Consider the following 14,643-nt stretch of genomic DNA (forward strand, 5'->3'; position numbering starts at 1 on the left):
CGAGGCGGTTGTAGACGTCGGCCGAGCCCTCGAGCACGCGGCTCTCGCGCCCGTCGATCGAGACCGGGACGGGACCCTGGACGGTGATCCGGCGGACCTCGCGCAGCTGCGTGTCGAAGTCGGCGACGGCGTAGTGCTGCGTCGCGCGGTTGTCCCACACCGCGACGTCGCCGGGCTCCCAGGCCCAGCGCACCGTGTTCTCGAGCTTGGTGACGCGGTCCTGGAGCAGGTTGAACAGGGCGGCGGACTCCTTGGTGTTGAAGCCGACGAAGCTCTTCACGAAGTGGCCCAGCAGCAGCGCCCGCTCGCCGGTCTCGGGGTGGACCCGGACGACGGGGTGCTCGGTCCGGTAGAGCGTCGAGGCGAACTCGGCGCGGCTGAACTGGGTGTTGGCCTCACCCTGCTCGGTGTAGTGGTGGGCGTAGTCGTAGTCGTTGGTGTGCACCGCCCACAGGCCGTCGACGAGCGCCTTGAGCTGCGGCGGGAGGGCCTCGTACGCCGCCGCGGTGTTCGCCCAGACGGTGCTGCCGCCGTACGCCGGGATGGTCACCCCGCGCAGGATCGAGAACGCCGGGACGCGGTCCACGAAGGTCACGTCGGTGTGCCAGGAGTTGGCCGCCATGCCCTTCGTGGCCTTCAGCGCGAGCACGCGCGAGCTGCCGGTGTTGACGGTCGGGTGGGCGGTGGTCAGCGGTCCGAGCTGCTCGCCGAACGCGATCTGCCCGTCGTCGTCGAGGTCGTGCTGGCCGCGGAAGAAGACGACCTTGTGCGCGTTGAGGGCGGCGCGGATCTCGGCGACGGTCTCGGGCGCGAGGTCGGCGCCGAGGCGGACGCCGTCGATGCGGGCGCCGATCCGGCTGCCCAGCTTGCTCACCGTGATGGTCGTGGGAGCGGCGGTCTCGCGGTCGAGGCTGATGGTCATGAGGCGTCCTTCGGGTCGCTGGGGAATCGAACGAGGCCCAACGGTGGGGAGGAAACCCGCGCCGGACAAGGGTTCCGCTCACCGCGAGCCGAACCCGCCCGGATCGCGGGCCCGAGTTGCACCCCTCCCTCCGGCATGATCTACAGTTTGTCGAGTAGGTTGATAGACATTGCAGATCGGCGACCGAACAGGAGGCACGACATGACGCGCTCACCGATCATCACCGTGTCCCGGGGCCGGTTCAGCTCCACGGCGACCCAGGTGCTCGAGCAGGTCCGCACCGCGCGCCTCGCCTCGCGCGACGAGATCGCCGCGGCCACCGGGCTGAGCATCGCCACCGTCGGCCGCACCGCAGCCCTCCTCGTGGAGCGCGGCCTGCTCCGCGAGCGCCCCGACCTCGCCCGGCCCGGCGTCACCGGACGCCCGGGCGTGCCGGTGGAGATCGACGCCGACGGCTACCTCGTCATCGGCGTCCACATCGGCCGCCGGATCGCCACCGTCGCGCTCGGCGACCTCACCGGCCGGGTCCTCGCCTCGACGACGGTACGACGCCCGCTCGGCGCGGATCCCGACCTCGTGCAGCTGAGCAGGGAGGCCGCGACGCTGCTCGGCTCCTGCCCCGGCCGGGTGCCCCTGGCGGCCGGGCTGGTCGCCCCGTGGCGGGAGATCGACCTGCTGCCGAGGGAGCGGGAGGCCGAGCTGCACGACCTCACCGGACTCCCGGCCCGCACCGGCGACCACATCTCCGCGGTGGCGGCGGCGGAGTTCCTGCACCGTCGGCAGGGACGCAGCGAGGCCGGAGGCCTGACCCTCTACCTCTACGCCCGCGACACCTTCGGCTGGTCGGTCGCCGTCGACCGCGGTGTGCAGACCGACGTCACCCGGGCCGCCAGCCTGACCCACTTCCCCACCGGCGCGGACGTCCCGTGCTCCTGCGGTCGGACCGGCTGCCTGGCGGCGGCGGTCGACGTGCTCCCCGACGCAGCCCGCGCCCGCATCCTCGGCGCGACGGCCGGCTCGGTCCGCGACATGCTCTCGCCGGACCAGGTCGTCCTGGTCGGCCAGGCGTTCACCGGCGATCCCGCCCTCCGTGACGTCATCGTCGAGGCCTACGCCGCGAGCACGGCGCTGGCCGACCCGGTCCCGGTGTCGTTCACCCGCTTCGGCAGCGACATCCAGGCGATCAGCGCCTGCACCGTCGCCCTCGGCCCCGTCCTCGACGACCCGCTCGCCTGCGTCGAGCTCACGGGCGTCGCGGCCGCGTGTCGACGACCCGTCGCCTGACCTGCCCGACCTCCCTCGACTCCGCGACCTCCCGCGAACTCCCTCGAAAGGAACACCCGTGTCCCCTGCTGTCCCCACCCATCCCCGGCGACGCCTGCGCCGCCTGGCCGCCGCCACCGTCGCAGCCCTCACCCTGGTGGCGGCGACCGCGTGCTCCTCGGCCGTCGACGAGCTGAAGAACACCTCCGGCGAGCGTCAGGAGGGCGGCACCCTGCGGGTCGGCGCGCTCCAGGACATCATCCCCGCGCGCATCTTCACCAACTCCAGCGACGGCACCGACCTGCTGATCAGCAGCGTCTACGACTCGCTCATCGACTATCCCCTCGACAAGCTCGAGCCGAAGCCGTCGCTCGCCACGTCGTGGGAGCTCTCGCAGGACGGCACCCAGCTGTCCCTGCAGCTGCGTGACGACGTGAAGTTCCACTCCGGGCGCCCGTTCACCAGCAAGGACGTCGAGTTCAGCATCAAGACCTGGGCGGACCCCGTCTGGACGGTGCAGCTGCAGCGCACGGCCGCCGCGATCACCGGCTTCGACACCAGCGACGAGCACGCGATCACGCTGACGTTCGCCCACCCGCTCAGCAACATCTTCGACCTGCTCGACATGCTGCCGATCATCGACTCCGAGTCGATCGACCAGCTCCGCGAGGGCAAGGCGTTCGTGGGCACCGGCCCGTTCGAGTTCGAGAGCTGGAGTCCCGGCGCGAAGCTCACGTTCCAGCGCAACGACGACTACTGGCGCGGCAAGCCCTCCCTCGACGGCATCGACGTCAGCGTCATCCCCGACCCGCAGGCGCAGGTCTCCCAGCTGCGCGCGCACCAGCTCGACGTCATCCTCGGCGCGTCGTACCGCGACTTCGAGACCCTCGGCAAGGACGACTCGTTCCACGTCAACAAGTGGGAGGGCGCCGAGAGCCAGGTGTACGTCGGCACCAACGTCACCAACCCCGCGCTGTCCGACGTCCGGGTGCGCCAGGCGATCGCCTCCGCGCTCGACCGCACACGGGTGGTCGACGAGGTGCTCCGCGGAGCCGGCGTCCCGATCAGCCTGCCGTGGCCGGGCTACTCCCCGGCGTACGACGAGAAGGCGAACGCCACCTACGACTACGACCTCGACAAGGCCAAGGCGCTGGTCGACGAGGCGAAGGCCGACGGCGTGATGATCCCGAAGCTCCCACTGACCTATCCGTCAGAGGCCCCGATCTACGGGTCGATCGCGCAGATCGTGCAGGCCGACCTCGCGAAGATCGGCATCGAGGTCGAGCTCGACCCGCAGGAGAACGCGCAGGTCGTGCAGCAGCTGATCGGCGCGAAGTTCCCCGGCCTGTGGATCCTGCGCCACGCCTACGCGCACTACACGCCGTCGACGCTGGCCGTCTCGGCCTACCCCTTCAACGCCGACCACAACGCCTCGCTCTACGTGAACCCCGACTACAAGGCGGCCGCGGAGAAGGTCTGGAAGCAGAAGGCCGGCGAGGTCGACCCCGCCGACTACACCGCGCTCAATGAGCAGCTGCTCGAGGGCTCGTTCCTGCTGGAGATCGCCATCATCCTCCCGCAGAACGCGACCAGCGCCCGGGTGCACGACCTCGGCGAGACCAAGCGCGGCGAGCCGGTCCTCTACGACACCTACCTGACGAAGTGAGCCGCAGGAAGTGAGTGCAGCGACATGACCCGCTATCTCTTCAGCAGACTGGGCTCGGCCCTGCTGGTGACGGTCCTGGCCTCGATCGGGATCTTCGCGCTGATCCGGCTGGTGCCCGGCGACCCGGTCTCGGTGCTCGCCGGGCCGGACGCCACGCCCGCGTCCCGCGCGGCGATCCGCGCCGAGCTCGGCCTGGACCGGCCGTTCTGGAGCCAGTACGTCCACTGGCTCGGCGACCTGGTCCGACTCGACCTCGGACCGTCGTACAAGCTCGGCGGCGACGTAGGCAGCCTGATCGCCGACGGCGCGCTCAACACCGTCGTGCTGACGCTGTTCGCCCTCGTCCTGGCCTCGGCCGGGGCGGTGGCGGCCAGCACGGCCGCGGTCGTGGGGGACAAGCGGTGGCTCGACTCGCTGCTCTCCGCTCTCAACACGGCCGCGGTGGCGGTGCCGACGTTCGCGACGGCGCTGGTGCTGGTGCTGGTGTTCGCGGTGCGCTTCCCGGTCCTGCCGGCCGGAGGTACGCCGCCGGGCGGCTTCCTCGCCCACCCGGACATCGCCTTCCAGTACCTCCTCCTGCCCGGCCTCGCCCTCGCCCTCCCGGCGTGGGCGGCCCTGACCCGGTTCCTGACCGAGGCGCTGCACACCGAGCTGCGCCAGCCCTACGTCACGACGGCCCGGGCGCTCGGCATCCCGCGGCGGCGGATCGTGCTCACTCAGGCGCTGCGCAACGCGCTGCCGTCGTCGATCACGGTCCTGGGCATCCAGTTCGGCACCCTGCTGGGCGGCGCGATCCTGGTCGAGGCCGTCTTCGCCTGGCCGGGCCTGGGCCGGCTCGTCGAGCAGGGCATCTCCTCGCGCGACTACCCCGTCGTCCAGGTGCTGCTGCTGCTCTCGGTCGTCGTGTTCGTGCTCACCCAGCTCGCCACCGACGTGATCCACGCGTGGCTCGACCCGCGCGTGCGACTGGACAGCCGCGTGAAGGGAGCGTCCCGATGACCGACATCGCCGTCGCCGAACCGCTCGTCCCCGTCCCGGTCGGGCCGGTGCCCGACGACCCGGCGCCGGTGCGGCGCCCGGGGCTGCTGCACGCACTGGTCCACGGCCGCGGTCTGGTCGGACTCGTCCTCGTCGGCGCGGTGGTGCTGCTCGGCGTGCTCGGGCCGCTGCTCGCGCCGTACGGACCCACCGAACAGGTCGCGGGCGCCAACCTGCTGGGCCCGGGTCCCGGCCACTGGCTCGGAACCGACGAGCTCAACCGGGACATCTGGTCGCGCACGCTCTACGGCATCCGCGCCGACCTGGTCGTCGTCTTCGCCGCGGTGCCGGTCGGTGCGGTGCTCGGCGTCCTGCTCGGGCTGGTCACCAGCTGGTGGTCGGTCACCGACGTGATCGCGCAGCGGGCCTTCGACCTGCTCCTCGCCTTCCCCGCCCTGATCCTCGGCATCCTGCTCACCGCCTTCCTCGGCCCGGGCCTGCTGACGGTGGGCGTCGTGATCGTCGCGCTGGAGATCCCGGTGTTCGGCCGGCTGGTGCGCACCGCCGTGCGCACCGTCCGCGAGATGCCGTTCGTCGAGGCCTCGCAGGTCGTCGGCGCCGGACCCGCGTGGGTGCTGCGCAAGCACGTCCTGCCCAACTCGCTCGAGCCGCTCACCGTCCAGCTCGCGGTGTCGATGTCGGTGGCCGTCTTCGTCGAGGGCGCAATGAGCTTCCTCGGGCTGGGGGTGCGACCCCCGCACCCGTCGCTGGGCTCGCTCATCAAGGACGGCGTCCGTCTGCTCCACGACGCGCCCACCTTCGCCGTGGGACCGCTGACCGTCGTGGTCGCGCTGGTCCTCGGCCTCCTGCTCATCTCCCAGTCCCTCTCGGAGGCCCGCCGTGCTTGATCTCCACTCCACCGAGGCCGTGCTCGAGATCGAGCACCTCGCCATCTCCTTCTCCCAGCCGCGCCCGGCCGTCGAGGACGTCTCCGTGACCCTCCACCGGGGCGAGATCCTCGCTCTGGTGGGGGAATCCGGCTCGGGCAAGTCGATGACGGCCCGCGCCGTCCTCGGTCTCCTGCCGCCGGGGGCGAAGGCCACCGGCTCGATCCGGTACGACGACGAGGAGATCCTCGGTCTCCCCGAGGCCGAGCTCAACCGGATCCGCGGACGCCGGATCGCGATGGTGTTCCAGGAGCCGCAGACCGCGCTCAACCCGGTCCGCACCATCGGCTGGCAGCTGCGCGAGGCGCTGCGCGCGCACGGCACGCCGTCGCGGAAAGCCGCGACGGAGCGGGCGATCGAGCTGCTGCGGGCCGTCGAGATCCCCGAGCCGGAGCGGCGCCTGGCGGCCTACCCCCACCAGCTCTCCGGCGGCCAGAAGCAGCGCGTCGTCCTCGCCCTGGCGCTGGCCAACGAGCCCGAGGTGCTCCTCGCCGACGAGCCCACCACCGCGCTGGACGTGACGGTGCAGGCCGAGATCCTCCGCCTGCTCGACCGGATCCGCGAGCGCACCGGCACCGCGATCGTGCTGATCACCCACAACATGGGGGTCGTCGCCGAGATCGCCGACCGGGTCGTCGTGCTCCAGGCCGGCAATGTCGTCGAGGAGGGCGAGACCCGCGCCCTGTTCGCCGATCCGGGTGAGCCCTACACGCAGACCCTGCTGGCCTCGGTCCTGCGGCTGCCCGAGCTCGACGAGCCGGTGGTCGAGGCGCGACGAGCGCAGGCGGCCTCGCAGCTCGACCACCGCAGTGTGCCCGCGGTCGAGTTCCGCGGCGTCCACGTGCGCTACGGATCGAGCCGCCGCGGCCGTGCCTTCCCCGCCATCGCGGACGTCTCGCTGGCGGTGGCGCCGGGCGAGGTGGTCGGCCTGGTGGGCGAGTCCGGCTCGGGCAAGACCACGCTGGGCCGGCTGGCCGCGGGTCTGGTGCCGCTCGCCGACGGGCAGGTGCTGCTGCGCGGCGAGGACGTCCTGGCCGCGCCCCGCTCCGAGCGGCGCCACCTGCGCCGGGGTCTGGCGTTCGTGCACCAGGACCCCGAGGCCTCCCTCGACCCCCGCTACGCGGTCGGCGCCAGCATCCGCGAGCCCCTCGACATCCACCGGGTCGGTACGCCGGCCGAGCGGGACGCCCGCGTCGCCGAGCTCCTCGAGGCGGTCCAGCTGCCGGCGTCGTACGCCGACCGGCGTCCCCGCGAGCTCTCCGGCGGCCAGCGCCAGCGCATCGCCCTGGCCCGCGCCCTGGCGCTGGAGCCCGCGCTCCTGGTGGCCGACGAGCCGACGAGCGCGCTCGACGTGTCGGTGCAGGCGCGGGTGCTCGAGCTGTTCCGGGAGCTGCAGGAGCGGATGGGCTTCGCCTGCCTGTTCATCAGCCACGACCTCGCCGTCGTCCACCAGGTGGCCGACCGGGTCGCGGTCCTGCGGGCCGGCCAGCTGGTCGAGGTCGGTCCGGTGGGCTCGGTGTTCTCGCGTCCGGCCGCGGACTACCCCCGCCGGCTGCTCGACGCCGTCCCCGTCCCCGACCCGGCCCGCCGCGGCCGGCGCGTGAAGGAGCTCGCCTCATGACCGATCGCACCCGCCTGCCCTTCCACCGCGACCGCGCGCCGTTCGAGGCCGAGCTCGACGCCCGCGACCAGCGCGCGCCCCTGCCGCTGCGCGAGCGGCTGCACGCGCCCGAGGGCGCGCCGAACGTGCTCGTCGTCCTCCTCGACGACATGGGCTTCGGCGCCCCGTCGGTCTTCGGCGGGCCGTGCCGGACGCCGGTCGCCGAGGAGCTCGCCGACGACGGCCTGCGCTACACCCGCTTCCACACGACGGCGCTGTGCTCCCCCACCCGGGCCGCGCTGATGACCGGCCGCAACCACCACGCCGTCGGCGTCGGGACCGTCATGGAGATCTCCACCGGCGCGCCCGGGTACGACGGCCAGCGGCCGCGCAGCGCCGCGACCATCGCGCAACTGCTCCGTTACAACGGGTACTCGACAGGTGCCTTCGGCAAGTGGCACCAGACCCCGCCGTGGGAGCAGACCGCGGCGGGGCCGTTCGACCGCTGGCCGACCGGCGAGGGCTTCGACCGGTTCTACGGGTTCCTCGGCGGCGAGGCGAGCCAGTTCGAGCCGACGCTCGTCGACGGCACCACCTTCGTCGACCCGCCCCGCACGGCCGCCGAGGGCTACCACCTCTCGGAGGATCTCGCCGACCGCGCGATCGCCTGGACCGGCGACGTGCGCCGGCACGCGCCGGACAGGCCGTGGTTCTGCTACCTGGCCTTCGGCGCCACCCATGCGCCCTTCCAGGTGCCGCCCGAGTGGCGCGACCGCTACCGCGGCGAGTTCGCGCACGGCTGGGACCGCCAGCGCGAGATCACCCTCGAGCGGCAACGCCGACTGGGCGTCGTACCTCCCGACGCCGAGCTCGCTCCGTGGACTCCCGGTGTCCCGCACTGGGACGAGGTGTCCGACCTGGAGCGGGAGACCGGGCAGCGGCTGATGGAGCTGTACGCCGCGTTCGCCGAGCACACCGACGCCCAGGTGGGCCGGGTGATCGCGGCCCTCCGCGAGCGTGGCGAGCTCGAGAACACCATCGTGCTCTACATCCTCGGCGACAACGGCGCCTCGGCCGAGGGCGGCGACGCCGGCACCCTCAACGAGGGCCTGCACTTCAACGGGATCGAAGAGGACCCGTCGCGGATCGCGCGGTTCATCGAGGAGCGGCCCGGCGAGCTCGGCGGCCCGGACACCTACCCGCACTACCCGGCGGGCTGGGCGGTGGCCATGGACACGCCGTACCAGTGGACCAAGCAGGTGGCCTCCCACTACGGCGGCACCCGCAACGGCCTGGTCGTGCACTGGCCCGCCGGCATCCGCGCCCGCGGCGAGGTGCGGCACCAGTGGCACCACGTCAACGACGTGCTGCCGACGCTGCTCGAGGTGGCCGGCCTCCCCGTCCCGGAGAGCGTCGACGGCGTCGCGCAGGATCCCCTCGACGGCGTCTCGTTCGCCTACTCCTTCGACGCTCCCGACGCGGCGGAGCGGCACACGACGCAGTACTTCGAGATGTTCGGCAACCGCGGGATCTACCACGAGGGCTGGACCGCGGTCGCCGCGCACAAGGCCCCGTGGCACCCGCGGTTCGCGGAGACGCCGCGCTTCGAGGACGACCGGTGGGAGCTGTACGACACCACCACGGACTGGACGCAGGCGCGAGATCTGGCCGATGCCGAGCCGGAGCGGCTGGCGGCGCTGCAGTCGCTCTTCTTGGAGGAGGCCCGGCGCAACCACGTGCTGCCGATGGACGACAAGCTCGTCTTCGCCCGCTCCGCCGGCAGCCGGCCCGCGCCGCCGGAGTCGATCGTGCTCGGCCCGACCTCGGGACGGCTGCGCGACGACGCCGTCCCCCTCGTCCGCAACGCCTCCCACCTCGTCCGCGCGGTGTTCTCGGGCGGTCCGTCCGCCCGCGGGGTGCTGGTCGCGCAGGGTGGTTACTTCGGCGGCTGGTCGCTCTACGTGAAGGACGGCGTCCTCACCTGGGCCTACAGCTACGCCGCCGTCGACTGGACCCACGTCCGCTCGTCGGAGGTGCTGGGCGAGGGCGAGCACGTCGCCGAGCTGCGCTGCGCGTACGACGGCGGCGGGCTCGGCAAGGGCGCCGACATCACGCTCGTCCTCGACGGCACCGCGGTAGCCCGCGGTCGGCTGGAGCGCTCGCTGCCCGGGATGTTCTCGATGGACCAGACCCTCGACGTCGGCGTCGACCGCGGCACCCCGGTCACCGACGACTACGGCACCCGCGACGGCTACCGGTTCACCGGCCGGATCGAGCGGATCGAGATCGTCACCGGGGACGACGCGCTGGAGCCGACGATCGAGCAGCAGGTCGAGACGGTGCTGATCGGTCAGTGAGCGGAGCCGTCAGCGGGTCAACGGGTCAGCGGGATCAGGCGATGATCGCCTCCGGGACCGACGCGTCCGGCGTACGCCGCTCGGCGTCGGTCAGCCAGGCCAGCTGCTCGAGGCGGTCGAGGATCGTGTGCAGCAGGTCGGCCGTGGTCGGGTCGGCGGCGTCGACCTCGTCGTGGACGCGGCGCACGGTGCCGGTGACGGCGTAGATCGAGGCCACGATCGCGTCGATCGCCGCGCCCGTCGCGACCTCGCCGCCGGGGAACGCCGGGAGGCTGGACTGGGCGGCGGTGCGGGCGGAGGTGCCGTCGGGGACGACGTAGAGCGCACGCATCCGCTCGGCCACCGCGTCGGTGAACTCGCGCGCGGCGTCGACGATCTCGTCGAGCTGCAGGTGGAGGTCGCGGAAGTTGGGGCCGACCGCGTTCCAGTGCGCCTGCTTGCCCTGCAGGGCCAGGTCGTTGAGGTCGACGAGCACCTGCTGGAGGTGTCCGGCGAGGGCCCGGTCGGCGCGGAAGGCGGGGTGGGAGACGTGCTGGGACGTGCGGTGCTGGGTCACGGTGGTGGCCACGGAGACTCCTTCGGATCGGTGTCGGTGCCCTCCACCTTGCCACGCTTTCTGGAACCGTTCCAGAAAAGCAAGGCTGTCCTATCCCGCCGAGCAGGCCCTCCGGCGCCGATGAGCTCCGATGAGCTCCGCTGAGTTCCGATGTCGGTGGCGGTCCGTAATGTCGAACACCTGGGGCTGACGACGAGGAGACGCAGGGCTGCGATGAACGAACCGATGATCAGCGCGACCGGACTGGTCAAGCGCTACCAGGACGTCGAGGCCCTGGCCGGGCTCGACCTGGCCGTGCCCGAGGGGAAGGTGCTGGCCCTGCTCGGGCCCAACGGGGCCGGCAAGACCACGGCTGTGCGCTGCCTGACGACGCTGCTGCGTCCCGACGCGGGGTCCGTCCGGGTCGCCGGCGTCGACGTGCTGGCCGATCCGGCGGCGGCGAAGGCGAGGATCGGGCTGTCGGGGCAGTACGCCGCCGTCGACGAGCACCTGACGGCGTACGAGAACCTCGTGATGATCGGCCGTCTCTACCACCTCGGCCGGGGGCCGGCGCGGGCCCGCGCCCAGGAGCTGCTCGACCGCTTCGACCTCACCGAGTTCGCGAGCCGGCCGACCAAGACCTACTCCGGCGGCCAGCGCCGTCGCCTCGACCTCGCCTGCGCGCTGGTCGCCGCGCCGCCGGTGATCGTGCTCGACGAGCCGACCACGGGGCTCGACCCGCGCAGCCGCCAGCTGATGTGGGACGTGATCCGCGAGCTGGTGGCCGACGGGGCGACGCTGCTGCTGACGACGCAATATCTCGAGGAGGCCGACGTGCTGGCCGACGACATCGTCGTGATCGACCACGGACGCCAGATCGCCCACGGCACCGCCGACGAGCTGAAGGCGCAGACGGGCGGTCAGCGGATCGAGGTGGTGCTCACCAGCGCGGCCGACGCCGAGGCCGCGACGCGGGTGCTCGACCAGGTCGCGATGGGCGAGGTCCAGGTCGCCGGAGGCGGGCGCGAGCTGGCCGCTGCCGTCGGCGACGAGGCCGCGGGCGACCTGCTGCGCGTGCTGCAGGCCTTCGAGCGCGAAGCGGTCAAGGTGCTCGACGTCGGCCTGCGCCGACCCACCCTCGACGACGTCTTCCTCACCCTGACCGGACACGCCGCGCGGAGAGCGCCGAAGGCGCCGAGACCACGGAGGTCGACCAGTGAGCACCCTGACCCGTGCCGCGAACGACGGCTGGGTGGTCGCCCAGCGCAACCTGATCAAGATCGTGCGGGTGCCGGAGATCCTGGTCTTCGTCCTGATCAGCCCGATCATGTTCGTGCTGCTGTTCGCCTACGTCTTCGGCGGCGCGATCGAGACCCCCGGCGTCAACTACCGCGAGTGGCTGATCGCCGGCATCTTCGGCCAGACCATCGTGTTCGGCGCGACCTTCACCGGCGCCGGCCTCGCCGAGGACATGCAGAAGGGCATCATCGACCGGTTCCGCTCGCTGCCGATGTCCACCTCCGCCGTCCTCGTCGGGCGCACGTCCTCCGACGTCGTCTACAACGTGCTCTCGCTCGTCATCATGGCCCTGACCGGCCTCCTCGTCGGCTGGCGGATCCGCGAGGGCTTCCTGGACGCGCTCGCCGGCTTCGCGCTGCTCCTCGTCTTCGGCTACGCGATCAGCTGGGTGATGGCCTGGGTCGGCCTGATGGTGCCGAGCGTGGAGGTCATCAACAACGCCTCGTTCATCGTGATCATGCCGCTGACCTTCGTCTCGAACGCCTTCGTGCCGACCGAGTCGTTCAACAAGGTCCTCAAGCCGGTGGTCGAGTGGAACCCGGTCTCGGCGGTCACCCAGGCCAGCCGGGACCTGTTCGGCAACACCGGCCTGGGCCCCGGCTCGGACGCCTGGTCGCTGCAGCACCCGGTCGCCTACACGCTGATCTGGGTGGTGGCGATCATCGCGGTGTTCGCGCCGCTGTCGGTACGCCGCTACCGGCTCACCACGAGCAGGTAGCGCCCCGAGCCGTCGGCCGCGGAGATGAGGTGGGTCCGCCGGAGGACGGTTCACCACGGGATGTAGCCGAACCCGCGCTTCCCCGGCGGAGTTCCGCTACAGGTGCGACGGTCCGCCTACATCCCGTGGTGAAACCGCCCCCGGGCGCCCCGATCAGGCCGGCACCGGAGCGCCCGTGAGCACGGGGAGTGCCTCGACGCCGTACACCGCGGACAGCTTGCGGAACTCCAGCTCGGAGATGTCGGCGGCCATGGCCAGGTCGGGGAACCGCTCGGCGAGCATCCGCAGCGCGGTGCGCAGCTCCATCCGGGCCAGCTCGGCGCCGACGCAGCGGTGCATCCCCCAGCCGAAGGCGAGATGGCGGGTCGGCTCCCGAGCGGGGTCGAAGGTGTCGAGGTCGGCCGCGAGGCGGGGGTCGCGGTTGGCGGCGAGGAGCGAGACGCCGACGGCGTCGCCCTCCTTGATCAGCGTGCCGCCGATCTCGACGTCCTGCTTGGCGAAGCGCAGGAAGGCGAGCTGGACGACGCACAGGTGGCGCAGCAGCTCCTCGACGACCTGGTTGACCTGCTCGGCGTTCTCGGAGCGGAGCATCTCGCCGGCCCGGGGCGTGGTCGCGATCAGGTAGGCGCCCAGCGCCAGCATCGACGCGGAGGTCTCGTAGCCGCCGAGGAAGACGCCGTCGGCGATCCCGCCGAGGGTGACGTCGTCGAGCTCGTCGCCGTGCTCCTTCAGCAGCGCCCCGATCAGCCCGTCGCCCGGCGCGGAGCGCTGCTCGCGCACCGCGTTGATCAGGAACTCGCGGGTGTGGGCGGCGGCGCCGAACGCGCCGGCGCCGCCCTCGGTGAGGTCGAAGCGCGCGACGCCGAGCTCGAGGAAGCGGGCGCGGTCGTCGACCGGAAGGCCGAGCAGGTCGCAGATGACGTCGAAGGGGACGGCGAACGCGAACTCCTCGACCATGTCGACCGGCCTACCGCCGCGGCCGGCCTCCTCCATCGCGTCGAGCCGCTGCTCGACGATCGCCTCGATGCCGGGCTGCAGGCGGGCCAGGCGGCGCATCGTGAACTCGGGGGTCAGGTAGCGCCGCAGCGTCGTGTGCAGCGGCGGGTCGGTCATCCCGAGCCCGCCGATCTGCTCCTCGTCGGAGCGGCCCTCCTGGGACACGAACTGGCCGAGGTCGTTGGACCACACCTCGGCGCCGCCGGCGAGCACCTCGCGCGCCTCGTCGTACCCGCTGACCAGCCACACGCCCTTGCCGAAGAGGTCGGCGAGCTTCTTGACCGGCTGCTCGGCCTGCACCGCGGCCAGCTCGGGCACCGGGTCGAGTCCGTCGCGGCGCAGCGGCAGCGTGAACGCGTCGGGCAGGAAGCGGAGCTTGCGCAGGTCGATGCCGTTGCGCATCGTCCGGTTGAGCAGCCAGATGCCGATGCGCTGCTTGGCCGGACCGAGCACGGGGTCCAGGACGGGCCGGAGCATCGCGCCGAAGAGGGGGATCCGCATGGCGCCATTCCATCAGACGAGAAGGCTCGATGAATCCGGAGTGACCCCGATGGCGACCCTGAGATCGCGGCGCGGATTTCGGGTGGGCCGCTCCGCTAGCCTGAGGCGATGCCTGAGACCGCTGTGGACTGGGATGCCTGGGATGCCGTGCTCTTCGACCTCGATGGGGTGGTGACACCGACCGCCGAGGTCCATATGCGCGCGTGGGAGGCGATGTTCTCCTCCTACCTGGCGCAGCGCTCCGCCGCCGAGGGCGCGACCTACGCGCCGTACACCGAGCAGGACTACTTCGACTACGTCGACGGCAAGCCGCGCTACGACGGCGTGCGCTCCTTCCTCGCCTCGCGCGGGATCACGCTGCCGGAGGGCTCCCCCGACGACCCGACCACCGCGGAGACCGTGTGCGGGCTGGGGAATCGCAAGAACGAGGCGTTCGGGCAGGTCCTCGCCGCCGAGGGCGTGGTGCCCTATCCCGGCTCCGTGGCGCTGATCCGCGACCTGCAGCGCCGCGGCATCCCGATGGCGGTGGTCTCGTCGTCGCGCAACGCGCCCGACGTGCTGGCCGCGGCCGGCCTGAGCGACTTCTTCGCCTTCGTCATGCACGGCGGCCTCGCCACCGAGCTCGGCCTGCCCGGCAAGCCCGCACCGGACACCTTCACCCACGCCGCCGAGGTGCTCGGCGCCACCGACGACCGCTCGGTGATCCTGGAGGACGCCGTCAGCGGGGTCGCCGCCGGCCGGGCCGGCGCGTTCGGCCTCGTGATCGGCGTGGACCGCGGTGCGGGCGAGGAGACGCTGCGCGAGGCCGGCGCCGACGTCGTCGTACCCGATCTCGCGGACCTCCTTCCGCAGGAGAGCCCG

General features: G+C 72.3%; 11 protein-coding genes and 1 pseudogene. 9 read left to right on the forward strand and 3 right to left on the reverse strand.

What is annotated here, in order from left to right:
- Positions 1-922: TauD/TfdA dioxygenase family protein (locus tag FHP29_RS13505; protein WP_139623786.1), on the reverse strand; the 922-nt coding region annotated here is incomplete at its 3' end.
- A gap of 201 nt (positions 923-1,123) precedes the next feature.
- Here FHP29_RS13505 and FHP29_RS13510 point away from each other — a divergent pair.
- The 6 genes from FHP29_RS13510 to FHP29_RS13535 are packed head-to-tail and all read left to right on the forward strand — an operon-like array spanning position 1,124 to position 9,733.
- On the forward strand, positions 1,124-2,206 hold the full coding sequence (locus FHP29_RS13510) for an ROK family protein (RefSeq protein ID WP_139623409.1): 1,083 nt from the start codon (positions 1,124-1,126) through the stop codon (positions 2,204-2,206).
- Positions 2,207-2,264: 58 nt separating this feature from the next.
- Positions 2,265-3,851 (forward strand): ABC transporter substrate-binding protein, encoded by a 1,587-nt coding sequence (locus FHP29_RS13515; protein ID WP_205014100.1) that lies wholly within the window; start codon positions 2,265-2,267, stop codon positions 3,849-3,851.
- 24 nt (positions 3,852-3,875) lie between these two features.
- Positions 3,876-4,850 carry an ABC transporter permease gene (locus FHP29_RS13520; protein WP_139623410.1) on the forward strand — a complete coding sequence of 325 codons (975 nt, stop codon included), beginning with the start codon at positions 3,876-3,878 and terminating at the stop codon, positions 4,848-4,850.
- Positions 4,847-5,737: an ABC transporter permease gene (locus FHP29_RS13525; protein ID WP_139623411.1), complete on the forward strand. Its 891-nt coding sequence runs from the start codon at positions 4,847-4,849 to the stop codon at positions 5,735-5,737. The genes FHP29_RS13520 and FHP29_RS13525 overlap by 4 nt, the downstream gene beginning before the upstream one ends.
- Positions 5,730-7,397, forward strand: coding sequence for a dipeptide ABC transporter ATP-binding protein (locus tag FHP29_RS13530; RefSeq protein ID WP_192904019.1), 1,668 nt, complete (start codon positions 5,730-5,732; stop codon positions 7,395-7,397). The genes FHP29_RS13525 and FHP29_RS13530 overlap by 8 nt, the downstream gene beginning before the upstream one ends.
- Positions 7,394-9,733, forward strand: coding sequence for an arylsulfatase (locus FHP29_RS13535; protein WP_139623412.1), 2,340 nt, complete (start codon positions 7,394-7,396; stop codon positions 9,731-9,733). Before FHP29_RS13530 ends, FHP29_RS13535 begins: the two co-directional genes overlap by 4 nt.
- 34 nt (positions 9,734-9,767) lie before the next feature.
- Here FHP29_RS13535 and FHP29_RS13540 read toward each other — a convergent pair whose 3' ends face one another.
- Positions 9,768-10,301, reverse strand: a complete 534-nt coding sequence (locus FHP29_RS13540; protein WP_139623413.1) for a Dps family protein — start codon at positions 10,299-10,301, stop codon at positions 9,768-9,770.
- 213 nt (positions 10,302-10,514) lie between these two features.
- On the opposite strand from FHP29_RS13540, the pseudogene FHP29_RS13545 reads away from it, so the two are divergent.
- A pseudogene (locus FHP29_RS13545) lies at positions 10,515-11,375 on the forward strand (ABC transporter ATP-binding protein); the annotation flags it as partial.
- Positions 11,376-11,484: 109 nt separating this feature from the next.
- Complete coding sequence (locus tag FHP29_RS13550) at positions 11,485-12,285, forward strand: ABC transporter permease (protein WP_139623414.1); 801 nt, start codon at positions 11,485-11,487, stop codon at positions 12,283-12,285.
- 153 nt (positions 12,286-12,438) lie between these two features.
- Here the strand turns inward: FHP29_RS13550 and FHP29_RS13555 are convergent, their stop codons facing one another.
- Positions 12,439-13,782: a cytochrome P450 gene (locus tag FHP29_RS13555; protein WP_240044499.1), complete on the reverse strand. Its 1,344-nt coding sequence runs from the start codon at positions 13,780-13,782 to the stop codon at positions 12,439-12,441.
- 108 nt (positions 13,783-13,890) lie between these two features.
- Here FHP29_RS13555 and FHP29_RS13560 point away from each other — a divergent pair.
- The coding region (locus tag FHP29_RS13560) for an HAD family hydrolase (RefSeq protein ID WP_139623790.1) at positions 13,891-14,643 on the forward strand (753 nt) is incomplete at its 3' end.

Origin of the sequence: Nocardioides albidus (assembly GCF_006335005.1) — a bacterium.
GTDB lineage: Bacteria > Actinomycetota > Actinomycetes > Propionibacteriales > Nocardioidaceae > Nocardioides > Nocardioides albidus.

Coding starts and splice junctions, on each gene's coding strand:
- FHP29_RS13520 (WP_139623410.1), top strand. CDS start 3,876: ATGACCCGCTATCTCTTCAGCAGACTGGGCTCGGCCCTGCTGGTGACG.
- FHP29_RS13555 (WP_240044499.1), bottom strand. CDS start 13,782: ATGCGGATCCCCCTCTTCGGCGCGATGCTCCGGCCCGTCCTGGACCCC.
- FHP29_RS13535 (WP_139623412.1), top strand. CDS start 7,394: ATGACCGATCGCACCCGCCTGCCCTTCCACCGCGACCGCGCGCCGTTC.
- FHP29_RS13525 (WP_139623411.1), top strand. CDS start 4,847: ATGACCGACATCGCCGTCGCCGAACCGCTCGTCCCCGTCCCGGTCGGG.
- FHP29_RS13510 (WP_139623409.1), top strand. CDS start 1,124: ATGACGCGCTCACCGATCATCACCGTGTCCCGGGGCCGGTTCAGCTCC.